We start from the raw sequence: 23,719 nt of genomic DNA, 5'->3' as shown, positions 1-23,719 counted from the left end.
AATCGAGTAGGAGGCTACCCATTAGTTGAGTAGCCGTCCTCTCACACCACCGTGCATACCGTTCGGTACACGGCGGTTCAATCGCATAAGTGCTGTTTACGAATTTGCTCGTACTGCGCCGGAAAGTCGTAATACCCGGCCAGTGCGAGCTTTTCGTTTGTAATGGAGCGGCTGAGAACTGCGCTTCCAGCTACTCTCCAGTAGCCCAGGCGAGTATTCCCCCATTGGTAGGCCTGCCACGCTGGGATGCCCAGTTTCTTTAGGTTCTGCACCCTGGTTTTCGGATTCTTCCACTGTTTCCAGATGTACATGCGGATTCTGCGCCGTAGCCATTCGTTCCAACGTTGAAGGATGCGCTTCATATCAGCAATATAAAAGTACCCAATCCATCCTCGAATGAACTCCTTCACCTTCTCCATGACCATGCGCACATTTCTGCCTTGGCTTCTGCTGGTCAATTCTCTTAGCTTCTGTTTTGCTTTCTGTAGGGAATTCCTATGAACTCGGATATATACGCCTCGTCCACTCTTCCCCAGACAGCAGCCCAAGAACTTAAAGTTCCGGTTGGAATACAGACTTACTGCCTTGCTCTTTTGCAGATTCATGGTCAGTTTCAGCTTTCCTTCCAAGAACTTTCGGCAGGATTCCAGCATATGTTCCGCTGCTCGTTTGCTTTTGGTCACCACCACAATGTCATCCGCATAGCGAACCACCTTTACGCCTCTTCTGACCATTTCCTGGTCAAACTCATTCAGGTAGACGTTTGCCAGCAGCGGAGACAGGGGACCTCCCTGTGGAGAGCCTTCCCTCGTTCTGGTTGTAACACCATTCTCCATGACCCCGGCTTTCAGGTACTTCTTAATCAGCCCCGTTACCCGTTTGTCGTGGATTTTTTTCCGCAGTAGTTCCATCAGCAATTCGTGGTTCAGCGTGTCGAAATACTTGGACAAGTCCACTTCTACGGCATAGGTGTAGCCTTGCTCTGCGTATTTCTTTACTTGGCGCACAGCCTGCTGTCCGCTTCTTCTCGGGCGGTAGCCATAGCTTGCGTCCAAAAACAGCGGTTCATAGATTGGCTGTAGCTGTTGGGCAATGGCTTGCTGGATGATTCGGTCTACCACCGTTGGGATACCCAGCTTGCGCACACCTCCATCTGGTTTGGGGATTTCCTTTCGCCGCACCGGGGATGGGGCGTATTTCCCCTCCTGGATGCTTTGAAGCAATTCCGCTCTGTGTTCCTGCAACCACGGCAAGGCCTGCTCTACGGTCATCCCGTCGGTGCCAGGTGCTCCGTGATTGCGCTTGACCTGCTTGTAGGCTCTGTTCAGGTTGTTTCTGTCCAGAATCCGCTCCAGCAGGTTCTCTGCACCGTCTCTTTCTTTCCCTTCCCCAGGGCTGGCACTCGGCACTTTTGCATACTCTTCACGTTCCACGCTATCCCTCTGCACGAAGCCCTTTCGGTATTTTGCTGTCATGGCACCAGTCCTCCTTCCGGTCTTTACTCAAGACTTACGATTGTTCAGCCCTTCCCGTTTTTTTTCCGGTACTATGGCCTCTGCTGACTTCTTACGGCAAGCTTTACTCCGCAGGTTCGGATTTTTTTTCCCCTACTTCTGCGTCCGTAAGACCTCCCCGGGTAAGAGCAATAACCTTCCTCCCATATATCTGCCGCATTTACAATGCAAAGTTCGGGCAGTATTGGACTTTGTCTTGTATGGCAGACTCGTCCGCTTTGCATTGCCTCATATGCGATTTCTGTTCGTCAGACCGGGAGTTTGCCCGTGTCGGCACTTCGCAGCCTCCACATCCAGCTTCCTTCAGATTCCACCTCACGATGGACACCCTTGCCTTCGGCTAACAGTTCCTACTGCCAAGTCTGTAGTGGACTTTCACCACCAAGTTATTGCCCATGCCGGGCGCACCATGAAACAAGCCTGTTGCATCCATTATGGTGCAACAGGCTTGCTTTTTTGTTTTGGAGAAATTGATCTCCTCCAACGTCTCATGTTCAGGCTTGCCAGCCTGCGGGGACGCTTCCCGCTGGGGGTTTCTTTTGAGCGGGCAAAAGAAACCAAAACCCGCTTAGGGCGTTCCCCCCTAAGGACCTCCCTTGGGGTACGGGGCTGGAACTGCGTCAATCCTATGGCCGGCCCTGGCCCCGGTGGGGTCACATGGGTGGCCTGGCAAGTCTATGGAAAGCGCCCCCTTCTCTGTGAGATGGTGCCTCTCCTTCCAGGGCCTTACCCCGGTGTGCGGCGTTCTCGCCGCCGAGAGCCAGGCCCTCGGCAACTGGGAACAGTTGCATGCTAGGGTAAGGCCCTGACGATAGAAGCACAAACTTCCACAGAAGTAGGTGTTTTCTGTGGAAGTTCCACGCCATCTATGTGACCCCACCGGGCCAAGGGCCGAAAAGAGAAGGTTGCACCCTCCACCCAGTACCGCGGGGTGGATTCCACAAGGCGGGGGAAGGCCCCGCCTTTGGTGGGTCTTTGGTGACTTTCTGCCCAGTCAGAAAGTTACCCCAGCGGAGCGTCCCTGCCAGGGACGCAGGTTTGCACCTGTGTCATTGGGACGGGTCAATCTCTCAACAAAAAAGGTGGAAGAACCTTCCATAGGCTCTTCCACCTCTCTTATTTTGCGTATTGGCTGCGCCCAATCTTGAACAGGTCATTGCCCTGGCTATCCACGGCCACGGTGAGGGGCAGATTCTCCACCTCCATACGCTTGACCGACTCACAGCCCAGCTCGTCAAAGGCGATGACCTGGGCGGTCTTGATGCACTTGGCAATGAGGGCCCCGGCGCCGCCCACGGCGGCAAAGTAGCACGCCCCGTTGCGCACAATGGCGTCCACCACCGGTTGGGCCCGCTCCCCCTTGCCAATCATGGCGGTGAGCCCTAAGTCCAGCAGCCGGGGAGCAAAGCCGTCCATCCGCCCGGCAGTGGTAGGGCCACAGGCTCCCACTGCCATGCCCTGCTGGCCCGGGGTGGGTCCGGCGTAGTAGATGACGGCGCCTTTCAGCTCAAAGGGCAGGGGCTTGCCCTCGTCCAACAGCTGGAAGATGCGCTTGTGGGCGGCATCCCGGGCGGTATAGATGGTGCCAGACAGGAGCACTCGGTCCCCCGCTCTCAGCTCTCCCAGCACCTGGGGCAGCTGGTCGGTGGTCAGTACCTTGGTCTCACTCATGGCTCTCCTCCTGTTCCACCTCTTCGCTCTGGACCTCTTCCTCCTGCGCCTGGTCTCCCTGCTCGCCCTGTTCCTGGAGTCTCTGGGCGGCCTCGTCGGCCTGGTCGAACTGGACCCCCATCTCCCCCAGCTCTCGAATCTGCTGGAAGAGGCGGTCCATCTCGGTTCTCAGGTTGCTGTATCCGCTGAGGACCTGGTCCAGCCACTGGCGGGTGTCGGTCTGAATCTTCTCGGCCTTGGTCTTGGCCTGCTCAATGGTCTCCTGGGCCTTGTGGTGGGCATCCAGCTCCACGGTGGCCACATAGTCCTTGAGCTGGTCGTACTTCTGGGCCATGGGCTCCATCTCGTCCACCTGGCCATGGAGACGGCCCAGCTCCAGCCGGGCAGCGGCCAGCTTGGTCTCGGTCTGGCTCAGTTCGCCCCGCAGACGGGCCAGAGCCCGGGTGGACTCCTCCAGAGAAGCCCGCACCTTGGCCTCCTCGGCGGACACGCTGCCGTGGGCCTGGCGGAGGGCATCCATTTCCTGCTGAAGCCTGCGCTCGTTCTCCCGAGCGCGCTTCAGCTCGGCCTCCACCCCTGCCATCTCGCTGCGGTGCTGGGCGGCCAGCCGATCCATGTAGTGGAGCACATCTCCCCGGTGAAAGCCTGCCAGAGAGGTGCGAAATCGTTCAATTACGGGTTCCATGTCGGTTCCCCTTTCTCAAAAATTGGCCTATCCGCCCCCTTCCCGGAACAGACCCAGCCCTTCTTTGTGGATATTTTACCACAATCCCCCACATGTGACAATGTTTTTTCCCATTGCTCTTCCACCCTGTTGTATTTTCCTTCAAGCTAGGATATAATGGGCTAGACTTTTCGGAATGTAGGAATTCAAGTGACAAGGAGTATACCATATGGGAAACATCTGGCATGATATGGACCCAAAGCGCATCTCTCCCGAGGACTTTATCGCGGTGATTGAGATCCCCCAGGGCAGCAAGAAAAAATATGAGCTGGACAAGGCCACAGGTATGATCATCCTGGACCGCATCCTCCACACCTCCACCCACTACCCCGCCAACTACGGCTTCATCCCCCGCACCTATGGCGACGACGGGGACCCCCTGGACGTGCTGGTGCTGTGCTCAGAGGACCTGGACCCCCTGACTCTGGTCCGCTGCTACCCCATCGGCTACATCTCCATGCTGGACGGCGGCAAGCGGGACGAGAAGATCGTGGCCATCCCCTTCAATGACCCCACCTATAACACCACCAAGGACCTGTGCGACCTGCCCGCCCACAAGTTTGATGAGATGTCCCACTTCTTCTCGGTGTACAAGGCCCTGGAGGGCAAGGAGACCGTGGCCGGAGAGGTCAACGACCGGGCCGCCGCCGTGAAGATCATTGCCGAGGCCATCTCCAACTACCGGGACACGTTCTGCTGAGCCCGGCATATCATAATATAGACGAGGGAGAACGATTTCATGGATAAAATCATTACCTTTGCCGTCCCCTGCTACAATTCAGCGGCCTACATGGACCACTGTGTGGAGACCCTGCTCAAAGGGGGCGAGGACATTGAGATCATCCTGGTGGACGACGGCTCCACCAAGGATAACACGCATGAGAAGTGCGACGAGTGGGCCGCCAAGTACCCGGACATCATCCGGGCCATCCACCAGGAAAACGGCGGACACGGCGAGGGCGTCAACCAGGGCATCCGCAACGCCCGTGGCTTATATTATAAGGTGGTGGACTCCGACGACTGGCTGGACGAGACCGCCCTGCACACGGTGATGGACCAGCTGCGCCAGTTCGCCCACATGCCCGCCCCGGTGGACATGGTGGTGGCCAACTACGTCTATGAGCACGTGGAGGACAACACCCGCAAGGCGGTAAACTATAAAAACGTGTTCCCCACCGGCCGCATCTTCACCTGGGACGAGATTCGCCACTTCCGCACCTCCCAGTACCTGCTGATGCACTCGGTGATCTACCGCACCCAGCTGCTGCGGGACTGTGGTCTGGAGCTGCCCAAGCACACCTTCTATGTGGATAACATCTTTGTCTATCAGCCCCTGCCCTACGTGAAGACCATCTACTACCTCAACGTGGACCTGTACCGCTACTTCATCGGCCGGGCGGACCAGAGCGTCAACGAGTCGGTGATGGCCGGGCGCATTGACCAGCAGGTGCGGGTCACCCGCCTGATGATTGCCGCCCACGATGTGCTGGCCATCAAGGCCAGTCAGCCCCGCCTGGGCCGGTATATGTTGGGCTATCTGTCCATGATGATGACGATTTCTTCCATTTTTGCCGTGATTGCCAACACTCCAGAGTCTCTGGGGATGCGCACCGAGCTGTGGGAGTATCTGCGGCAGAAGGACCCCGCCCTCTACCGCCGCTGCCGCTACCGCGCCACCAACGCCGCCACCAACATTCCCGGTTACCAGGGCCGAAAGTTGTCTGTTTCACTCTATCGCATGGCTAGAAAAATATACAAATTTAATTGATTCGTCAATCCCTGGGAGTAGAAGCTTCTATTTCCAGGGATTTTGCATAAATTACGCAATTATTTTCCTAGCAGGATGCTACCCCTTTTCTAGTTGCAATTTTACAGAAAGATGCTATACTGTAAGGCGTTGGGGTTCAGGCTGTACACAGCAAATCCATCCCCCAACGATAAATTAGGAGGTTACTTATTTTGCCGGACGACCCATCTATATTGCCCAAGCTTCTGGTCCTCATGGTTCTGATCTTGGTCAACGCCTTTTTCGCCGCCGCCGAGATCGCCGTCATCTCCCTATCCGAAACCAAGCTGAAAAAGCAGGCGGAGGAAGGAGATAAGAAAGCCAAGAAGCTCCTGGCCTTAACCCAGGCGCCCGACCATTTCCTCTCCGCGATTCAAATCGCCATCACCCTGGCAGGCTTCCTGTCCTCCGCCTTTGCCGCCGACAGCTTTTCCGGTCCCCTTGTGAATTGGCTGGTGGCCCGAGGCGTGACCCAGATTCCCGCCGGGACCCTGAACACCATCACCGTCATCATCATCACCATCATCCTCTCCTACTTCAGCCTGGTGCTGGGCGAACTGGTGCCCAAGCGCATCGCCATGAAGAAGACGGAGGCGGTGGCCCGGATGACCGTAGGCCCTGTGTGCGTCATCGCCACGGTGTGCCGCCCCATCATCTGGCTGCTGTCCAAGTCCACCAACGGGGTGCTGCGTCTGCTGCACATTGACCCCCGTGCCGACGAGGAAGAGGTGTCTGAGGACGAGATCCGTATGATGGTGGATTTGGGCGAGGAGCGCGGCACCATTGAAACCGCCGAGAAGGAGCTCATTGAGAACATCTTTGAGTTTAACAACTCCACCGCCGAGGATGTGATGGTCCACCGTACCGACATGGTGATGATCTGGGCCGGGGACACCCCCGAAGAGATCTTGAACACCATTCGGCAGTCCGGTCTGTCCCGCTTCCCCGTCTACGAGGAAGACGCCGACGACATTGTGGGTATCTTATCCACCCGGGTCTACCTGCTCAATACCCAGCAGGCACACCCCAAGCCCCTGCGGGAGCTGCTCTACCCCGCCTACTTCGTTCCTGAATCGGTGCGCACCGACGTGCTGTTCCGGGATATGCAGAGCAAAAAGGTCCACCTGGCTATCGTGGTGGACGAATACGGCGGGACCTCTGGTCTGGTGACCATGGAGGACCTGCTGGAAGAGATCGTGGGCAACATCTACGACGAGTTCGACCCCCAGGATGAGGCCGATCTGGTCCAGTTGGACGACAACCTCTGGCAGGTCTCCGGCTCCTGTGACCTGGACCAGCTGGCCCGGGCTCTGGACATCACCTTCCCCGAGGACCAGGAGTTCGATACTCTGGGCGGCCTGGTCTTTGCCCAACTGTCTGTGATTCCCTCCGACGGCGAACAGCTGGAACTGGACGCCTACGGGCTTCACATCAAGGTGCTCAACTTCACCGACCGACGGGTGGAGCTGGCCCAAGTCTCCAAGCTCCCTCCCCAAGAGGAGGAGGCCAAACAACACTGATTTTCAGTGCTTCTATTGTAGATGAGCAGGGCTCCTGGCCTTGTTTTTCTAATAGATCTTTTAGGTATGGTGCGCCACCCCGCACCATTCCCACCCTGTAAATGACAGAACGGAGGAAACATTTCTATGCGAAAGACAAAGATTATTTGTACCCTGGGCCCTGCTTCCGACAGCGAGGAGATGATTGAGAAGCTGATCCTCACCGGCATGAACGCCGCCCGCTTCAACTTCTCTCACGGCACCCACGAGTCCCACCTGGCCGTCCTCACCCGTGTCAAGAACGTCCGGGATCGTCTGGGCTGCCCCGTGGCCACCATTCTGGACACCAAGGGCCCTGAGATTCGCATTCGTTCTTTTGCCAACGGCAAGATCGAGCTGGCCGATGGCGATACCTTCACCCTGACCACCCGCGAGGTGGACGGCGACAACACCATCGTGTCCGTGACCTACCCCAACCTGCACAACGAGGTGTCCGTGGGCACCCACCTGCTCATTGACGATGGTCTGGTGGACATCGAGGTCATCGAAATCAAGGGCCAGGACATCATCTGCAACGTGGTCACCGGCGGCCCCCTGTCCAACAACAAGTCCATCAACATCCCCAACACCCACATCTCCCTGCCCGCTCTGACCGAGAAGGACAAGAGCGATCTGAAGTTCGCCGTGGAGAACGACTTCGACTTCGTTGCCGCCTCCTTTGTGCGTCAGGCCTCCGACGTGGAGGAGATCCGTGCCGTTCTGGACTCCCACGGCGGCCAGCACATCGGCATCATCGCCAAGATCGAAAACCAGGAGGGCGTGGACAATCTGGAGGAGATCCTCAAGGTTGCCGACGGCCTGATGGTGGCCCGTGGCGACCTGGGCGTGGAGATCCCCGCTCAGGACGTGCCCGTCATCCAGAAGCGCATGATCAAGGCCGCCATTGCCCAGGGCAAGCACGTGGTCACCGCCACCCAGATGCTGGACTCCATGATCCGCAACCCCCGTCCCACCCGTGCTGAGGTGTCCGACGTGGCCAACGCCGTGTTCGACGGCACCGGCTGCGTGATGCTCTCCGGTGAGACCGCCTCCGGCAAGCACCCCGTGGAGGCCCTGCAGACCATGGTGGACATCGTCACCACCGCTGAGAACTCCACCAATTACTGGAAGCGCTTCACCAAGTCCACCGTGGACCACACCGCTTCCATCACCGATGCTATCAGCCACACCGCCTGCCTGACCGCCATGGACCTGAAGGCCTCCGCCATCCTCACTGCCACCGAGACCGGTCACACCGCCCGCATGACCACCCGGTATCGTCCCGGCTGCCTGGTGGTCGCCCTGACCACCAACGAGCGTGTCCGCCGTCAGCTGGCCATCACCTGGGGCGTGGCTCCCTTCCTGTCCGGCACCGTGGACTCCACCGACCGTCTGTTCTCTCTGTGTGTGGAATCCGCCAAGAAGGAGGGCGTTGTCCAGGAGGGTGATACCGTGGTTATCACCGCTGGCGTGCCCATCGGCAAGAGCGGCTCTACCAACCTGATCAAGGCCCAGGTGGTAAAGTAAGTTCATATTAGCCATACTAAAAGGGGGACGGTGTACCACCGTCCCCCTTCGTGGTCTTGCCAAAGAAGTCCCAGGACTTCTTTGGCAAAAAAGATTGCATGACGAATGGGGCTCGATTTCTGACGAAAAAGTCACCCCACCCGTCATGAGAAGTGTCATTTCCCCGGCACATGTCCGTGGAAATGACAGGATTTCAATTTATTCCGTCATCTGCGGATGACGGAACTCTGCGAGGCTCCGAACCCCGAGAGTTTTTCCACAGCCTGAAAAAGGGGACGGTGTACCACCGTCCCCCGAGCGTGTCGAAAAAGTTCGACACGCTTCTCAAAAATGCAAGCATTTTTTCGAGGGGATGCAGCCCGCTGCGCGCAGAATCGGGTCAAAGGACGACCCGATTCCACACTGGCGGGCTGAGATGTGTTTTTTTCGATGCTCATGTCCCCGAAAAAAACAGATTTTGATTTATTTTTCCATCCTCGGATGGAAAAACTCTGCCGAGGGCTTTTTGACGATGCAAGATCATCTGCCCCTCTTGCATTGACGTGAGCTTTTTCGACAGTCTGAGGGGACGGTGTACCACCGTCCCCCTTCGTGCTATTCTTGAAATGGAGGCTTACTCCCTTGAACATTTTCGACATCATGGGCCCCATCATGGTGGGCCCAGCCCCAGCGGCCAGGGCCGCCGGGGACCCCGTGATTTTATGTGCGCAGCGGAAGTGAATTCCGCTTTGCGCCAAGGTTTTTGACTTGTCCAAGTCAAAAACCCTTGTACGCCGCACCCGCGGCGGGGCTGGACGGCCCCACACCCCCACTCTTTTTACAAAGGCGGAATGCTTTTTGAACATCTTTGATATTATGGGCCCCATCATGGTGGGGCCAGCCCCAGCGGCCAGGGCCGCCGGGGACCCCGTGATTTTATTTGCGCAGCGGAAGTGAATTCCGCTTTGCGCCAAGGTTTTTGACTTGTCCAAGTCAAAAACGCTTGTACGCCGCACCCGCGGCGGGGCTGGACGGCCCCACACCCCCACTCTTTTTACAAAGGCGGAATGCTTTTTGAACATCTTTGATATTATGGGCCCCATCATGGTGGGGCCGTCCAGCTCCCATACCGCAGGCGCCGCCCGCATGGGTCGGGTGGCCCGGCATCTGCTGGGCAGCCAGCCGGTGAAAGCGGACATTCAGCTCCACGGCTCCTTTGCCGCCACCGGCTCCGGCCACGGCACCGACCGGGCCATTGTGGCGGGGCTCTTGGACCTGGCCCCCGACCATCCGGGTATCCCCCACAGCTTTGAGCTGGCCCGTCAGGCGGGCATGGCGGTGTCCATCCGCCCGGTGGACCTGCCTGGGGCTCACCCCAACACCGCCGTGCTCCACCTCACCGACCAGCAGGGCCGCACCCTCACCGTCTCCGCCTCCTCGCTGGGCGGTGGCCGCATCCGGGTCAACGCCATTGACGGCATGGAGGCCTCCTTCTCCGGGGAGCTGCCCACCCTCATCATCCGCAACCAGGACCGGCCGGGCATCGTCTCCCAGGTCAGCCAAATGCTCTCGGACCACATGGCCAACATCGCCACCATGCAGCTCTACCGGGACCGCCGGGGCGGTCTGGCGGTGATGGTGCTGGAGTGCGACAACCACCTCTCCCCCGCTCTGGTCCAGGAGCTGTCCCATCTGGACGGGGTGGAGCGGTGTACCTATCTCAACATGGAGGGCTGCTGATATGGCTTTTCAATCCGTCGAACATCTCATAGACTGCGCCCAGCACCAGCCCCTGTGGCAGGCGGTGCTGCTGGACGACTGCCAGGACCGGGACGTCACCCAGGAGGAGAGCTTCTCCCGCATGGAGGCCCTGTGGCAGGCTATGGTGGAGTCCGTGGAGAACTACGACCCCCAGCGCCGCTCTGCCTCCGGCTTGTCCGGCGGCCAGGGCGAGAAGATGGCCCAGGCCCAAAACACCCTGTGTGGGCCGGACATGCAGCAGGTCATCGCCACCGCCCTGAAAGTGGGCGAGCACAACGCCTGTATGGGCCGCATCGTAGCCGCCCCCACCGCCGGGGCCAGCGGGGTCATGCCCGCCGTCCTCCTCCCCCTGTGGAAGCGGGAAGGCCTGTCCACCCACACCATGGTGGAGTGCCTGTACGTGGCCGCCGGGTTCGGCCAGGTCATCGCCACCCGGGCCTCCATCTCTGGGGCCGAGGGAGGCTGTCAGGCGGAGATTGGCTCCGCCTCCGGCATGGCCGCCGCCGCTCTGGTCCACGCCCGGGGCGGCTGCGCCCAGCAGATGGCCGCCGCCTGCGCCATGGCCCTGCAAAACGTGCTGGGCCTGGTGTGCGACCCGGTGGCGGGTCTGGTGGAAGTGCCCTGTGTGAAGCGCAACGTCATGGGCGCGGTCAACGCCATGGCCTGCGCCGACATGGCTCTGGCGGGCATCGTGGGCGCCATTCCCTGCGACCAGGTCATTGACGCCATGGACGCTGTGGGCCGTACCCTCCCCTCCGCGCTGCGGGAAACCGGCAAGGGCGGCTTGGCCGCCACCCCCGCCGGACGGGCCATTGCCCAGCAGCAGATTACCCCCGCCCCCTGAGCAATTACAGCTTCTTCAGGTCCCCAATGACCCCCTGAATCATACTCTCCGGCACCCAGCTGGAGAGAAAGGCGGCCAGCTGCTCCAAAGTCACGGTGCGGGCCGCCCCCTTCACCGGGTGTTTGGACAGCATGGGGATTTTCCGCTGGAACACGCTGCGGCTGCGGGGGTTATCCCACAGCTCTCCCAATGTAATCTGATTGTTGCGCAAGTCCATGTTTGATCACCTCACCCCCATCCTATGCGCCACACCCCCCACCCTTGACAGGAGGAATTGTCATGTCGAATCGCCATCGTTCCCCCGGCCCCAAGCCCCACCCCTTTGAGCGAAAGGGACTGCTGTACACGGTGTACTTTGTGCTGCGTGTGCTGGTGGTCCTCATGCTGGTGGCCGCCGTATTCAATCAAAATTATGAAAATGTGGCCCTGTGTGTCCTCACCCTGGTGCTGTTCATGCTCCCCTCCGCCTTCGAGCGGCGGCTGCGCATTGAACTGCCGGACACTCTGGAGATCATCATTCTGCTGTTTATCTTCGCCGCGGAGATTCTGGGCGAAATTCAGGACTACTACATCACCTTCCCCTACTGGGACACCATGCTCCACACCACCAACGGCTTTTTGTGCGCCGCCATTGGCTTTGCCCTGGTGGACATTCTCAACCGCACCGAACGGGTCTCTCTGAACCTGAGCCCCTTCTACATGGCAGTGGTGGCCTTCTGCTTCTCCATGACCGTGGGGGTGATGTGGGAGTTCTTCGAGTTCGCCATGGACCACTTCCTCCATTTTGACATGCAGAAAGACACCATCTTGAACGCCTTTTCCACCGTAAATCTGGACCCCAACCACGGCACCACTGCCATCATGGTGGACGGCATCCAGGACGTGATTTTGGTGATGGAGGACGGCACCCAGCGCGCCTTGGGGCTGGGCGGATACTTGGATATCGGCCTCATTGACACCATGGCAGACCTGTTCGTCAATTTCATCGGTGCTGTCATCTTCTCCATCATCGGCTTTTTCTATGTCAAGGGCCGGGGTCGCAGCCGCTTCGCCCCTCGGTTCATCCCCCAGGTTCTCCCCGAAGAAACCTCCTCCCAGGAGGAATAATCCCCCTGCATTTGGTGCATACTGCTCTTGGAATCTAAAACCAGGAGGTCAATGTCATGTACGAACAACCCAATCCCAGCATCAAATGCACCGTCTCCAGCTGTGCCCACCACAAGAACCAGTCCTGCACCCTCAACGAGATTCAGGTGGGCTGCTGCCAGAACAAGGTGGGCTGCTGCCAGGACACCGAGTGTGCGTCCTTCCAGCTGGGGACCACCAACAGCTGCCATTAATTCCAAAGAAGTCCACGGACTTCTTTGGAGAGGGTTTGCATGGGGGATGGGGCTCGATTTCTCACGAAAAAGTCACCCCATCCCCCATGAGAAGTGTCATTTCCCCGGCACATGTCCGTGGAAATGACGGGATTTATGATTCTTTCCCCGCCTGCGGGCGGGGAAACTCTGCGAAGCTAAGTCCTGGATGTGAACACACATCCAGGGCTTTTTTACATATTGCCAAAATTTTATTTACATCACCACACTATTTCGGTAGAGTGTAAAATTTTCGTCCCGCCGCATTTTAGTCATTGACAAACGGAGGGAAAGGGTCTATCATGGCTTTAATAGTCTAAAGCAAATAGTTGTCAACTGCGACGATCAGGCCAGTAACCCCCTTGTCGGCAGCCCAGAGAGAAGGCGTTTGGTGCAAGTCCTTCCTGCTGTGGGTGTGGTGAATCTCCCCTGGAAGCAGTCCAGCTGAAATCTCTGAGAGAAAGTAGGCAGGATCGGCCCCCGCCGTTATCGGGATCAAGTGCCCCCTGAGTGGGGGAATTTAGGTGGTACCGCGGAGCGCAGCTTCGTCCTAATGGAGGATGAAGTTGCGTTCTTTTTCTATCCAAAGGAGGGTTTAGCATGTTAATGAGGGGTTCTCAAATTGTGATGGAGTGTCTGCTGGAGCAGGGCGTGGACACGGTGTTCGGCTATCCGGGAGGTACCATTCTCAACATTTACGATGAGTTTGAGCTCCACGGCTACAAGGACAAAATTCACCACTACCTCACCTCCCATGAGCAGGGAGCCAGCCACGCCGCCGACGGCTACGCCCGGTCCACCGGAAAGGTGGGTGTATGCTTTGCCACCTCCGGCCCCGGCGCCACCAACCTGGTCACTGGCATTGCCACCGCCTACTACGACTCCTCCCCGGTGGTGTTCATCACCTGCAACGTCAGTGAGAACCTCATCGGCAAGGACTCCTTCCAGGAGGTGGACATCACCGGTATCACCATGCCCATCACCAAGTGCAACTACCTGGTCAAGGACGTGGGTCAGCTGGCCGACGTCATCCGGGAGGCCTTTGCCATCGCCCGTTCCGGCCGTCCCGGCCCGGTGCTGGTGGATATCGCCAAGAACGTCACCGCCGCCACGGCGGACTACCAATGCCTGCCCGTGTCCCAGCACCCCAACCACGGCCGCCTGGCCAACCTGATGCGGCGCACGGGCCGAGACCTGGGCACGCCGGAGCCGGACCACGGGGACATTCAGAAGCTGCTGGATTTGATTGCCCAGGCAGAACGCCCCATGGTGCTGGTGGGAGGCGGCGTCATCCGCTCCCGGGGCGCCGTACCCGAGTTCCGCAAGTTTATTGAGACCCTGGACGCCCCGGTGGGCTCCACCATCATGGGCGGCGGCGCCTGTCCCGGCGACCACCCCCTGTTCACCGGCATGGTGGGTATGCACGGCTCCCACGCCTCCAACATCGCCACCACCGAGTGCGATCTGCTCATTGCCATCGGCTGCCGCTTCTCCGACCGGGTGGCCACCGACCCCGCCATCTTCGCCAAACAGGCCAAAATCGTACATATCGACATTGACCGGGCGGAGATCGACAAAAACGTCCTCACCTACCACCACATCATTGGAGACGCCAGAAGGGTGCTGGAGCTGCTCAACGCCCAGCTTCCCCCCCACGACTACACCCAGTGGAAGGCCCAGGTGTTCTCCCGTAAGGAGCTGCCCCTGAAAAAGGACGATGTGCTCCACGCCCACGAGGTGCTGGAGACCATCCAGGACCTCACCGACGGCAAGGCCATCATTGCCACCGACGTGGGCCAGCACCAGATGTGGTCCTGTCAATACTACCACTTCTCCCGCCCCGGCCAGCTGCTCACCAGCGGCGGCTTCGGCACCATGGGCTTCGGCCTGGGGGCCGCCATGGGAGCCAAGGTGGGCAACCCGGACCAGATCGTGGTCCACTGCACCGGAGACGGCTGCTTCCGCATGAACTGCCACGAGCTGGCCACTCTGGAGCACTACCACATCCCGGTGATCACCGTCATCTTCAACAACGGCACTCTGGGCATGGTTCGCCAGTGGCAGAACCTCATTTACAACAAGCGATTCTCCCAGACCGACCTGGACCGTGGCCCCGACTTTGTCAAGCTGGCCGAGGCCTACGGCCTCAAGGGCTTCCGGGCCGGAACCCAGGCGGCATTTGAAGAGGCCTTCCGTCAGGCCCTTCAGGCCGGCTGCGGCTGCGTCATCGACTGTGCCATCCGCATGGATGCCATGGTCCACCCCATGGTCAGTGCCGGTACCCCCGTCACCGACTTCATCTTGGACTGAGAGGAGGGCCACTATGAACAATCCCGTTACCCGACACACCCTGTCTGTACTGGTGGAAAACACCCCCGGCGTCCTCTCCCAGGTCTCCCGGCTCTTCTCCCGCAAGGGGTACAACATCGAGTCTCTGGCCGTGGGCACCACCGACGACCCCGAGGTGTCCCGTATCACCATTGAGGTGACCTGTGACAACCTGATGATCGAGCAGATCATCAACCAGCTGCGCAAGCTCTTCTGTGTCTACTCCGTGCGGCTGCTCCCCCCCGCCTCCTCCATTCGGAGGGAGCTGGTGCTCATCAAGGTCAAGGCCGAGGGCCGGGACGTGCGCAACGAGGTGATTCAGATCGCCAACATCTTCCGCGCCACCATCATCGACGTGTCCACCAAGAGCCTGACCCTGGCGGTCATCGGCCAGGAGTCCAAGGACGACGCTCTGGAAAAGCTCTTGTGTGAGTTCGGCATCCTCGAGCTGGTGCGCACCGGTATGGTGGCTTTGGAGCGCGGCGAGGCCACCATCAACGACAACGACGACAACAAAGAGACCGACGAATTTGATCTTGGTAAAAATGTGCTCTAATTTTACATATTCAACCTTCAAAGGAGTGTTTTATCATGGCTAAGATGTACTACGAAAAGGATTGCGACCTCAACTACCTCACTGGCAAGAAGATTGCCATCGTGGGTTACGGCTCCCAGGGCCACGCCCACGCCATGAATCTGCGTGATTCCGGCTGTGACGTGATCATCGGCCTGTACAAGGGCGGCAAGAGCTGGCCCGTGGCAGAGAAGGACGGCTTCACCGTCATGGAGACCGCCGAGGCCACCAAGATCGCCGATATCATCATGATCCTCATCAACGACGAGCGTCAGGCCGATATGTATAAGAAGGACATCGCCCCCTACCTCACCGCCGGCAAGGCTCTGGCCTTCGCCCACGGCTTCAACATCCACTACGGCCAGATCAAGCCCCCCGCCGATGTGGACGTGTTCATGATCGCCCCCAAGGGCCCCGGCCACACCGTCCGCTCCCAGTTCGTGGCGGGCAAGGGCGTGCCCTGCCTCATCGCCGTGGAGCAGGATGCCACCGGCAACGCCTACCAGATTGGCCTGGCCTATGCCGCTGGCATTGGCGGCGCCCGTGGCGGCGTGATGGAGACCACCTTCGCCGACGAGACCGAGACCGACCTGTTCGGTGAGCAGGCCGTGCTGTGCGGCGGCGTGGTGGAGCTGATGCGCCTGGGCTTCGAGACCCTGGTGGAGGCCGGTTACGCCCCTGAGAACGCCTACTTCGAGTGCATCCACGAGATGAAGCTGATCATCGACCTCATTAACAAGGGCGGCGTGGCCATGATGAACTACTCCATCTCCGACACCGCCGAGTACGGCGAGTACGTCTCCGGCCCCCGTGTCCTGCCCTACGAGCAGACCAAGGCCAACATGAAGGCCGTGCTCACCGACATCCAGAACGGCAAGTTCGCCGGGGCCTGGATTGCCGAGAACAAGAATGGCCGCACCTTCTTCAACGCCTCCCGCCGCCAGCTGGCCCGCCACCCCATGGAGACCGTGGGCGCCGAGCTGCGTAAGAATATGCTGTGGGGCGACGACGCCGATCCCGACACCGCTTCCAACTAATTCAAAACCTCAAAAGCGGCCTGACCCCCTAGGGCCAGGCCGCTGTTACTTCTCTTTTTGTTCCTCTGCCCTGGAATATCCCTGCCAGCCTGGCAGGGACGCTCCGCTGGGGTCTCTTTCTCAGCGATGAGAAAGAGACGAAAGAATCGCCAAAGGCGGGGCCTTCCCCCGCCTTGTGGAATCCACCCCGCGGTACTGGGTGGATGTGCGTCTTTCTCTGTTCGGCCCTTGGCCCGGTGGGGTCACATAGATGGCGTGGAGATTCTACCGAACGTACCTGCTTCTCTGTGTGGTTGTCCTTCTGTTGCCAGGGCCTTACCCTGGTGTGCAACTGTTCCCAGTTGCCGGAAGCCTAGCTGACGGCGGCGGGAACGCCGCTTCTCCAGGGTAGGCCCGGATATAGAATCCACCCAGCCATAGGGCCAGCTACCCAAGGTGGCCTGGTGTGGTGGCAGTACAAGGTGCCACAGCAAGGGTAACGGGCCGAACGTAGTCTTGACGCAGTTCCAGCCTCGTACCCCAGGGGGGTACTTAGGTGGGAACGCCCTAAGCGGGTTTTGGTTCCTTTTGCCCGTTCAAAAGGAACCCCCAGCGGGAAGCGCGTCCCTTAGGCTGGCAAGCCTGTACCCGAGGACAAATAGAACAGCACTCCCGCCATCTGCCGGATGGCTCACCCCTTCCTCTATCTATGGGAAGTTTTCCATACAAAAACTACTCAAAGGAGTTTTTCCCTATGCGCTCTGATGTTGTGAAAAAAGGCATTCCCGCCGCCCCCAACCGCTCCCTGCTCTACGCCCTGGGCTACACCAAGGAGGAGCTGGAGCGGCCTCTCATCGGCGTGGTATGCTCCTATAACGAGATCGTCCCCGGCCACATGAACCTGGACAAGATCGCCGAAGCCGTGAAGGCCGGTGTCCGGGCCGCCGGAGGCACCCCCGTGGAAGTGCCCGCCATCGCCGTGTGCGACGGCATCGCCATGGGCCACGTAGGCATGAAGTACTCCCTGGTCACCCGGGACCTCATTGCCGACTCCACCGAGGCCCTGGCCATGGCCCACCAGTTCGACGGCCTGGTGATGATCCCCAACTGTGATAAGAACGTCCCCGGCCTGCTCATGGCTGCCGCCCGGGTGAACATCCCCACCATTTTCTGCTCCGGCGGCCCCATGCTGGCAGGCAAGCTGCCCGACGGTCGCCGCACCTGCCTGTCCCACATGTTTGAAGCCGTGGGTGCCTACTACGCCGACAAGCTGGACGAGGCCGGGGTGGAGGAGTACGAGAACGCCGCCTGTCCCACCTGCGGCTCCTGCTCCGGCATGTACACCGCCAACTCCATGAACTGCCTCACCGAGGCCATCGGCATGGGCCTCAGAGGCAACGGCACCATCCCCGCCGTGTGGTCCGCCCGTCTGCGTCTGGCCAAGCACGCCGGTATGCAGGTGATGGAACTGGTGAAGCGAGACATCAAGCCCCGGGATATCATGACCCCCGCAGCCTTCCACAACGCCGAGACGGTGGACATGGCCCTGGGCTGCTCCACCAACACCATGCTCCACCTGCCCGCCATCGCCCACGAGTGTGGCATTGAGCTGGATTTGGACCTGTCCAACCAGATTTCTGCCAACACCCCCAACCTGTGCCACCTGGCCCCCGCCGGGGAGAGCTACATGGAGGACTTGGAGCAGGCAGGCGGCGTGTACGCCGTCATGGCCGAGCTGACCAAGAAGGGCCTTCTCAACACCGACGTGATGACCGTCACGGGCAAGACCATGGGTGAAAATCTGGAGGGCGTTGTGAACCGGGACCCGGAGACCATCCGCCCCATCGACCACCCCTACTCTGCCGACGGCGGCATCGCCGTCCTCAAGGGCAATCTGGCCCCCGAGGGCTGCGTGGTCAAGCGCTCCGCCGTGGCCCCTGAGATGATGACCCACCAGGGCCATGCCCGGGTCTTTGACTGCGAGGACGACGCCATTGAGGCCATCTACGCCGGGAAGATCGTCCCCGGCGACGTGGTGGTCATTCGCTATGAGGGCCCCAAGGGTGGCCCCGGTATGCGGGAGATGCTCAACCCCACCTCTGCCATTGTGGGCATGGGCCTGGGCTCCTCGGTGGCCCTCATCACCGATGGCCGCTTCTCCGGCGCCACCCGTGGCGCTGCCATCGGCCACGTGTGCCCCGAGGCCGCGCAGGGCGGCCCCATCGCCCTGGTGGAGGACGGCGACCTCATCACCGTGGATATTACGGGCTGCGCCATCACCCTCCACGTGGACCAGGAGACCCTGGCCGCTCGAAAGGCCGCCTGGGTGTGCCCGCCCCCCAAGGTGACCCACGGCTATCTGGCCCGGTACGCCAAGCTGGTGACCTCCGCCAGCCGGGGCGCTGTGCTGGAGTAAGCAGCGTTTCTCTCTTCCATAATGTCAAACATGCCCGGCGCATCCTGAGGGAGCGCCGGGCATGTTCTTTCATTCCATTTCCAGATTTGGGTTGATGCGCCGGACATAGGCATCAAATTGTGGCACCGTAAAGTCGATTTCTCCGTGTGATGTGGGATAAATCATGCCCTTGCTGATGAGTTGTGCCCGGATGGGGGAGATGGAGGACACCGACTTATTCATCAGTTTCGCCACATTGGCAATGGTACAGGGGAGCTTGCCGCACTTGACCATAGCAGCGATAAATGCCTTTTCCCGTGGGGTACACCGCTGGTAGCGCACAGCGAAAAATCCCTTGTCCAGCAGCTCCCAGAACTTCGGCTCAGCCTCTTGGACATCCTCCAAGGTAATCGTGGGCTTGTCCGGAGTGACTTGCCACACAGAACTGCACATCTGCTGGATGAAATACGGATAGCCCCCTGTCTGGGCTATGATATGCTCCACAGCGGCGCTGTCATACGCCACCTCAAAGTCCTCCGCAGGCACCGTAATCGCTGCGGCAGCCTCCTCCGGTTTCAGCGGTCCCACTACTTCATACTGAAACAGCCGCTCGGCATAGGAGCACGCCTCCCCCACCTCCTGTAAAATCTTAGGAAGGCCCGCACAAAAGGCCATAATGGGCAGTCGCAGCTGATTGCAGCGGTGTAGGGCCACGATGAGACCCGCAATTTCCTCTCGTCTCAGATATTGCATCTCGTCAATAAACAGACAAATGGTGTCTCCGGAACTCTGAGTGGCCTTGCCCAGCTGGGTCATCAGATCGGTCAGGTCGTTGGAATACACCCCACTGACAAACCCCGCCTCGGGGTCCACCCCAAAGGAAACTTCCCCCTCCTCCAGCTTATACTGGATGCGAAACGCCTTCAGGAGGGCAAGAAACCTGCGGGCAAAATCCTTTGCCGTGGTCTGAAAGCTCACCTCGTGGGCAATGCGTTGTAGAGAGACCAGCAGATTCTGGGTGAATTTCCCATCCGAATCCGCCTCGATGTGGTCAAATAAAATCCCATAGCCCTCCGCACTGTTCTCGATGGTGTTGAGGAGAACGGTTTTTCCCACTCCACGTAATCCATAATAAATCATGGACTGCTGGGGATATCTTTTTTGAAGCGCCAGCAAGCTCTGCTCCGCATGGGAGATTAGCCCCTCACGCCCCGCCAAATACGAGGGCATGAATCCGGCCCCTGGCGTATAGGGATTAGAATGCGTCATGGTAAACCTCCTTCGCCACAGTAGCGATACGAATCTATTGCAAAATATACGGTTTTTTTCGCCCTGTGTTTCCTTGTTCTTCCTGAGTATAGTATACCCCTTGGGGTATGTCTCTGTCAATGGACGTTCCTCGCAAAAAGGCTGCAACAGGCACCTTCCGGGTGTCTGTTGCAGCCTTTTACACGATATTTCGCCATACGCCCCAGAGCAGAAGCACCACGGCCATGCCGCTCCACACCAGGGTCTCCCACCGGGCGGTGGGGACGCTGCCCCGGCGGACATACACCACGGCACGATAGCCCAGCAGCCCCCCCAGAAGGGGCAGCAAAAGGAGCAGGACCGGATTGGCCTTCCAGGCCCCGGAAACGTCCAGCCGCAACAGGGCCAGACACATGCGGGTCACACCACACCCGGGACATTGCAGCCCAGTGATGGCGTGGAAGGGACAGGGAATGGACAGGTGGGTCAAGTTGACCCACAGGGCATACCCAGCCCCCACCGCTACCATCAGCAACAGCCCGGTGAGCTGGCGGCGCAGTCGCTGTCCAGGGGTCATAGTCAGACGTTGGGGGTGTACTTGTTCAGCTCGTTCTGGATGAGAGCCAGGGTGACCAAGCTAAACCCAAAAATATTGAGCACCAGGAAGATGATGGGGAAGGAACCAGGGGCCACGCCGTGGTCGGCACGGGCTGCATCCAGCTTTTCGCCCATGCTCCATGCCCAGTACAGGCCGTAAATGCCACAGGTGATCAGGCTGAACACCAGGGACAACCCGCCGGAGGTTCCGGGGCGGTTGGTAACTCGGCCCACATCGTCGGTGGCCACCACGAACCAGTACATCCCGTAAATGCCGCAGGTGATGATGGACAGGACAATACACTTGGCAATGCTTCTGTTTTGACTCATGTCGATCTCTCCTTTCTCTTGCCCTCAGCATACCATAGCCCAGGTGGTTTGTCTATAAAAATCGCCCGTCAGAGCTCTGACGGGCGGTGTTTTTTAGGGGATTTGACTCAATTCTCGTGCTTTAGCCCTGCTTCAGCGCCTGGGCCAGCTGGTCGGGGCAGGAGGTGGGCTTGGAGCCACAGTGGATGCCCTCCATGCGGGAGATGGCCTCCTCACAGGTCATGCCCACCAACAGGGAGGAAATACCCTGGAGGTTTCCGTTGCAGCCGCCCACCACGCGCACGGCCTTGATGACGTCGTTGTCCACGTCAATTTCCATCTCACGGGAGCAGACGCCCCGGGGGATATAGTGAATGGTTTTCATAGTCATATTCTCCTTCCTGGTGCATAGGCTTGTCTAGGGCGTATCTGAAAACAAAGGAATCGACGAATTTTCCACTAGCAACAGACAGATACAAGGCAAAAAACGCAGGAATCCTGGATGGATTCCCAGGATTTTTAACGCAGTAGCTGGCGTTGATGGTTGGAAAAGTCAAGAATTCCGGCTTTTCAGATCGCCCTCAGGTCACAGAACGATCAGGCCATAGCGGTTGCTCAGTTCCCGCAGCTCCTCGGCGTCCAAGTCGCCGGTGCCGTCATAAAAGGCCCGGCCCTGGTAGTAGCGCAGGGCCTGCTCCAGCAGCTGAGGCACGTCCGACCACAGGCACAGGGCCTTGTTGACGGCGTACTGGTGCTCGGCGAAGATATCCACGTCGTCCTGCTCCAGAATGGAGATCTTCACAGCGCCCACCGGGTCGTCCTCCGCCTCAATGATGTCCTCCAGCAGCTTGGGGGTGCACTCCAGCTCCTCTCCCACGTCCACCGTACGGGTGACAAAACAGGGGGAGGTGCCGGTGGCACAGGGGATGACGTCGGGGTCCTTTTCCTGCACCACATAGGGGTAGGTCACCACGTCCCCGTCCACCACGTAAAACAGCGGCACACTGGCATAGCGGGACAGCTCTTCCAGCTGCTCCAGGGCCAGCTCCTTGGGACAGTTGAGGCCAAAGGCGGCGGCGCCCATGCCCTCGGCCACAAACAGGGCGGCCAGCATGTGCACCCGGGTGGCGGACTCGCCCTCCTCGTTGCAGGACCAGGACACCCACAGGGGGCCGTAGCCCAGCTCCCGGGCGGCCAGAATGGCGGCCCGGCACTCGGCCATGCCGATCATGCAGTTGATGTGTACAGGGCCCTGTCCCGCCCCCAGCTGGGCACGGTATTCCTCTACCAGGTGGTCAAATTCCGCCTCTCCGGCGGGTGGCACGTCCAGCCCCAGAGGGCCGACACGCCGCTGAAATATGGGAACCGCTGCATCCATGTGTTCCATGTCGTACTCCTTCATTTTGGTTGGGTCTCAATGTTGCTTGCGCAGTCTTTCTAAGGGGGTAGTATATCAAATTCTGTCGTCCATGGCAAGGGCATCCCCCAACAAAAGGGGGAGCAGAGGCTCGAACAAGACACCCTCCCGCACGTCGGTGCCCAGGGCGGCGGTGTAGGAGGCACAGCGGGTGATGAAGTGGGCCGCTCGGCTCACGCCCCGCTCCAGGCTCTCCCCCATCACCAGGCTGCCCGTGAGCACAGCGGCAAACAGGTCTCCGGTGCCCGGGTACTCCCCGGGAGCCCGCACCGCCACAGTGGTGCCGCTGGCTCCGGTGGTGTGGTCAAACCACACCGCCCCGGTATAGCCCGGCTCGGGGGTCACCCCGGTGACCACCACCGACCGCTGTCCCTGGCCGGACAGCTCCACGGCCAGGTCTTCCCCCCGCTGGTCCAGCAGAGCATCGGGAGCCAGACCCAGGAGAATGGCCGCCTCGGTGAGGTTGGGGGTGATAACCTGGGCCTTCTGGCACAGGTCCCCCATGGCCTGGGCCATCTCGGGAGTGATGGAGGTATACAGCTTGCCGTGGTCTCCCAGCACCGGGTCCACCACCACCTGGGTGTTCTCCCCGGACAGCCGCTCCACCGCCTCCATGGCCTGGTGGATTTGGGTGGCGCTGGCCATGTATCCGGTGTAAATGCCGTCAAAGCGCAGGCCCAGCTCCTCCCAGTGGCGCAGGGTGCCGTCCACCTGCCCGGTGAGGTCGGTGCGCTGGACGGGACCAAAGCCGCCGGTATGGGTGGAGAGCACCGTCCCCGGCAGGGGACAGCACTGCATGCCCATCACCGACAGCACCGGGAGAATCACCGCCAGGGAACACCGCCCATAGCAGGACAGATCGTGTATGGCCGCTACCTTTCGCATTTGCATCTACCTCATCTTCGTTTTACACACCATTATACCCTCCCCACTGGGGAGTGGCAACGGGCTTTCTTTACAAACTCGCCCGCCCTTGCTATACTGGAAAAAAGCAAAAACCACAGATTCTAAGGAGGATTTCCATGAAACAGCTCGCTTGTTTTCTCACAGCCGGCGCCATGCTCCTCACCCTGTGTGCATGCTCTGGCTCCCCCGCTTCTTCCCCCTCTCCCGACCCCACGCCCACGGTGGAG

The 23,719-nt window shown here is 59.6% G+C and carries 22 protein-coding genes and 1 other annotated feature; of the genes, 12 read left to right on the top strand and 10 right to left on the bottom strand.

Annotated features, from left to right (window positions below; all coding sequences use genetic code 11):
- Nucleotides 1-77: 77 nt before the first annotated feature.
- From ltrA to B5F98_RS11910, 3 genes are all read right to left on the bottom strand, one after another.
- Nucleotides 78-1,475 (bottom strand): group II intron reverse transcriptase/maturase, encoded by a 1,398-nt coding sequence (gene ltrA, locus B5F98_RS11920; RefSeq protein ID WP_087373032.1) that lies wholly within the window; start codon nt 1,473-1,475, stop codon nt 78-80.
- Nucleotides 1,476-2,630: 1,155 nt separating this feature from the next.
- Nucleotides 2,631-3,185 carry a Fe-S-containing hydro-lyase gene (locus tag B5F98_RS11915; protein WP_087373029.1) on the bottom strand — a complete coding sequence of 185 codons (555 nt, stop codon included), beginning with the start codon at nt 3,183-3,185 and terminating at the stop codon, nt 2,631-2,633.
- Nucleotides 3,178-3,870 carry a hypothetical protein gene (locus tag B5F98_RS11910; RefSeq protein WP_087373027.1) on the bottom strand — a complete coding sequence of 231 codons (693 nt, stop codon included), beginning with the start codon at nt 3,868-3,870 and terminating at the stop codon, nt 3,178-3,180. Before B5F98_RS11910 ends, B5F98_RS11915 begins: the two co-directional genes overlap by 8 nt.
- A 208-nt stretch (nt 3,871-4,078) precedes the next feature.
- Between B5F98_RS11910 and B5F98_RS11905 the strand changes: the two genes are divergently transcribed.
- From B5F98_RS11905 to sdaAA, 6 genes are all read left to right on the top strand, one after another.
- A complete protein-coding gene (locus B5F98_RS11905; RefSeq protein WP_087234024.1) occupies nt 4,079-4,609 on the top strand; it encodes an inorganic diphosphatase in 531 nt (176 codons plus the stop codon).
- Between the two features lie 39 nt (nt 4,610-4,648).
- Nucleotides 4,649-5,677 carry a glycosyltransferase family A protein gene (locus tag B5F98_RS11900; protein WP_087234026.1) on the top strand — a complete coding sequence of 343 codons (1,029 nt, stop codon included), beginning with the start codon at nt 4,649-4,651 and terminating at the stop codon, nt 5,675-5,677.
- Nucleotides 5,678-5,868: 191 nt separating this feature from the next.
- Nucleotides 5,869-7,215 (top strand): hemolysin family protein, encoded by a 1,347-nt coding sequence (locus B5F98_RS11895; RefSeq protein WP_242961675.1) that lies wholly within the window; start codon nt 5,869-5,871, stop codon nt 7,213-7,215.
- A 126-nt stretch (nt 7,216-7,341) separates the two neighbouring features.
- Nucleotides 7,342-8,760: a pyruvate kinase gene (gene pyk / locus B5F98_RS11890; protein ID WP_206418150.1), complete on the top strand. Its 1,419-nt coding sequence runs from the start codon at nt 7,342-7,344 to the stop codon at nt 8,758-8,760.
- A gap of 1,053 nt (nt 8,761-9,813) precedes the next feature.
- The gene (sdaAB, locus tag B5F98_RS11885) at nt 9,814-10,479 is read left to right on the top strand and encodes an L-serine ammonia-lyase, iron-sulfur-dependent subunit beta (RefSeq protein ID WP_087234030.1); all 666 of its coding nucleotides are present in this window, start codon (nt 9,814-9,816) and stop codon (nt 10,477-10,479) included.
- A 1-nt stretch (nt 10,480) separates the two neighbouring features.
- A complete protein-coding gene (gene sdaAA, locus B5F98_RS11880; RefSeq protein ID WP_087373021.1) occupies nt 10,481-11,344 on the top strand; it encodes an L-serine ammonia-lyase, iron-sulfur-dependent, subunit alpha in 864 nt (287 codons plus the stop codon).
- A 4-nt stretch (nt 11,345-11,348) separates the two neighbouring features.
- On the opposite strand, the gene B5F98_RS11875 is transcribed toward sdaAA, so the two are convergent.
- A complete protein-coding gene (locus B5F98_RS11875; protein WP_087234034.1) occupies nt 11,349-11,561 on the bottom strand; it encodes a hypothetical protein in 213 nt (70 codons plus the stop codon).
- Nucleotides 11,562-11,623: 62 nt separating this feature from the next.
- On the opposite strand from B5F98_RS11875, the gene B5F98_RS11870 reads away from it, so the two are divergent.
- The 6 genes from B5F98_RS11870 (at nt 11,624) to ilvD (ending at nt 19,036) form a co-directional block, all read left to right on the top strand.
- Nucleotides 11,624-12,451 carry a hypothetical protein gene (locus B5F98_RS11870; protein WP_087373018.1) on the top strand — a complete coding sequence of 276 codons (828 nt, stop codon included), beginning with the start codon at nt 11,624-11,626 and terminating at the stop codon, nt 12,449-12,451.
- A 56-nt stretch (nt 12,452-12,507) separates the two neighbouring features.
- Entirely contained in the window at nt 12,508-12,684 is a 177-nt protein-coding gene (locus B5F98_RS11865; RefSeq protein WP_087234038.1) for a DUF1540 domain-containing protein, read from the top strand.
- A gap of 350 nt (nt 12,685-13,034) precedes the next feature.
- Nucleotides 13,035-13,258 (top strand) — a binding site (T-box leader).
- A gap of 44 nt (nt 13,259-13,302) precedes the next feature.
- Nucleotides 13,303-15,012, top strand: coding sequence for a biosynthetic-type acetolactate synthase large subunit (gene ilvB, locus B5F98_RS11855; RefSeq protein WP_087373011.1), 1,710 nt, complete (start codon nt 13,303-13,305; stop codon nt 15,010-15,012).
- A gap of 13 nt (nt 15,013-15,025) precedes the next feature.
- Nucleotides 15,026-15,586: an acetolactate synthase small subunit gene (gene ilvN / locus B5F98_RS11850; protein WP_087234042.1), complete on the top strand. Its 561-nt coding sequence runs from the start codon at nt 15,026-15,028 to the stop codon at nt 15,584-15,586.
- 35 nt (nt 15,587-15,621) lie between these two features.
- Complete coding sequence (ilvC, locus tag B5F98_RS11845; RefSeq protein WP_087234044.1) at nt 15,622-16,641, top strand: ketol-acid reductoisomerase; 1,020 nt, start codon at nt 15,622-15,624, stop codon at nt 16,639-16,641.
- 733 nt (nt 16,642-17,374) lie between these two features.
- Complete coding sequence (gene ilvD, locus B5F98_RS11840; RefSeq protein WP_087373008.1) at nt 17,375-19,036, top strand: dihydroxy-acid dehydratase; 1,662 nt, start codon at nt 17,375-17,377, stop codon at nt 19,034-19,036.
- 69 nt (nt 19,037-19,105) lie between these two features.
- Here the strand turns inward: ilvD and B5F98_RS11835 are convergent, their stop codons facing one another.
- The 6 genes from B5F98_RS11835 to B5F98_RS11810 all read right to left on the bottom strand — a co-directional run bounded on the left by B5F98_RS11835 (nt 19,106) and on the right by B5F98_RS11810 (nt 23,471).
- Nucleotides 19,106-20,284 carry an ATP-binding protein gene (locus B5F98_RS11835; RefSeq protein ID WP_158099855.1) on the bottom strand — a complete coding sequence of 393 codons (1,179 nt, stop codon included), beginning with the start codon at nt 20,282-20,284 and terminating at the stop codon, nt 19,106-19,108.
- Between the two features lie 178 nt (nt 20,285-20,462).
- Complete coding sequence (locus B5F98_RS11830; RefSeq protein WP_087373002.1) at nt 20,463-20,840, bottom strand: DUF2752 domain-containing protein; 378 nt, start codon at nt 20,838-20,840, stop codon at nt 20,463-20,465.
- Between the two features lie 2 nt (nt 20,841-20,842).
- Entirely contained in the window at nt 20,843-21,190 is a 348-nt protein-coding gene (locus B5F98_RS11825; RefSeq protein WP_087372999.1) for a DUF4234 domain-containing protein, read from the bottom strand.
- 121 nt (nt 21,191-21,311) lie between these two features.
- Entirely contained in the window at nt 21,312-21,554 is a 243-nt protein-coding gene (locus B5F98_RS11820; RefSeq protein WP_087234056.1) for a TIGR03905 family TSCPD domain-containing protein, read from the bottom strand.
- A gap of 201 nt (nt 21,555-21,755) precedes the next feature.
- Nucleotides 21,756-22,556 carry a homocysteine S-methyltransferase family protein gene (locus tag B5F98_RS11815; RefSeq protein WP_143482380.1) on the bottom strand — a complete coding sequence of 267 codons (801 nt, stop codon included), beginning with the start codon at nt 22,554-22,556 and terminating at the stop codon, nt 21,756-21,758.
- A gap of 66 nt (nt 22,557-22,622) precedes the next feature.
- Nucleotides 22,623-23,471 (bottom strand): pyridoxamine kinase, encoded by an 849-nt coding sequence (locus B5F98_RS11810; RefSeq protein ID WP_087372993.1) that lies wholly within the window; start codon nt 23,469-23,471, stop codon nt 22,623-22,625.
- Nucleotides 23,472-23,719: the final 248 nt, after the last annotated feature.

It is taken from the genome of Pseudoflavonifractor sp. An44 (assembly GCF_002161675.1).
Classification (GTDB): Bacteria; Bacillota; Clostridia; order Oscillospirales; family Oscillospiraceae; genus Enterenecus; species Enterenecus faecium.
This window is presented reverse-complemented; position numbering and strand designations above follow the sequence as displayed.

What these genes read in the sequence shown, in the direction of transcription:
- B5F98_RS11835 (WP_158099855.1), bottom strand. Translation starts at nt 20,284, where the DNA reads ATGACGCATTCTAATCCCTATACGCCAGGGGCCGGATTCATGCCCTCG.
- ilvB (WP_087373011.1), top strand. Translation starts at nt 13,303, where the DNA reads ATGTTAATGAGGGGTTCTCAAATTGTGATGGAGTGTCTGCTGGAGCAG.
- ilvC (WP_087234044.1), top strand. Translation starts at nt 15,622, where the DNA reads ATGGCTAAGATGTACTACGAAAAGGATTGCGACCTCAACTACCTCACT.
- B5F98_RS11820 (WP_087234056.1), bottom strand. Translation starts at nt 21,554, where the DNA reads ATGAAAACCATTCACTATATCCCCCGGGGCGTCTGCTCCCGTGAGATG.
- pyk (WP_206418150.1), top strand. Translation starts at nt 7,342, where the DNA reads ATGCGAAAGACAAAGATTATTTGTACCCTGGGCCCTGCTTCCGACAGC.
- ltrA (WP_087373032.1), bottom strand. Translation starts at nt 1,475, where the DNA reads ATGACAGCAAAATACCGAAAGGGCTTCGTGCAGAGGGATAGCGTGGAA.
- B5F98_RS11815 (WP_143482380.1), bottom strand. Translation starts at nt 22,556, where the DNA reads ATGGAACACATGGATGCAGCGGTTCCCATATTTCAGCGGCGTGTCGGC.
- B5F98_RS11900 (WP_087234026.1), top strand. Translation starts at nt 4,649, where the DNA reads ATGGATAAAATCATTACCTTTGCCGTCCCCTGCTACAATTCAGCGGCC.
- ilvD (WP_087373008.1), top strand. Translation starts at nt 17,375, where the DNA reads ATGCGCTCTGATGTTGTGAAAAAAGGCATTCCCGCCGCCCCCAACCGC.
- B5F98_RS11825 (WP_087372999.1), bottom strand. Translation starts at nt 21,190, where the DNA reads ATGAGTCAAAACAGAAGCATTGCCAAGTGTATTGTCCTGTCCATCATC.
- B5F98_RS11870 (WP_087373018.1), top strand. Translation starts at nt 11,624, where the DNA reads ATGTCGAATCGCCATCGTTCCCCCGGCCCCAAGCCCCACCCCTTTGAG.
- B5F98_RS11875 (WP_087234034.1), bottom strand. Translation starts at nt 11,561, where the DNA reads ATGGACTTGCGCAACAATCAGATTACATTGGGAGAGCTGTGGGATAAC.
- sdaAA (WP_087373021.1), top strand. Translation starts at nt 10,481, where the DNA reads ATGGCTTTTCAATCCGTCGAACATCTCATAGACTGCGCCCAGCACCAG.
- B5F98_RS11830 (WP_087373002.1), bottom strand. Translation starts at nt 20,840, where the DNA reads ATGACCCCTGGACAGCGACTGCGCCGCCAGCTCACCGGGCTGTTGCTG.
- B5F98_RS11915 (WP_087373029.1), bottom strand. Translation starts at nt 3,185, where the DNA reads ATGAGTGAGACCAAGGTACTGACCACCGACCAGCTGCCCCAGGTGCTG.
- B5F98_RS11865 (WP_087234038.1), top strand. Translation starts at nt 12,508, where the DNA reads ATGTACGAACAACCCAATCCCAGCATCAAATGCACCGTCTCCAGCTGT.
- B5F98_RS11910 (WP_087373027.1), bottom strand. Translation starts at nt 3,870, where the DNA reads ATGGAACCCGTAATTGAACGATTTCGCACCTCTCTGGCAGGCTTTCAC.
- B5F98_RS11905 (WP_087234024.1), top strand. Translation starts at nt 4,079, where the DNA reads ATGGGAAACATCTGGCATGATATGGACCCAAAGCGCATCTCTCCCGAG.
- B5F98_RS11810 (WP_087372993.1), bottom strand. Translation starts at nt 23,471, where the DNA reads ATGCGAAAGGTAGCGGCCATACACGATCTGTCCTGCTATGGGCGGTGT.
- ilvN (WP_087234042.1), top strand. Translation starts at nt 15,026, where the DNA reads ATGAACAATCCCGTTACCCGACACACCCTGTCTGTACTGGTGGAAAAC.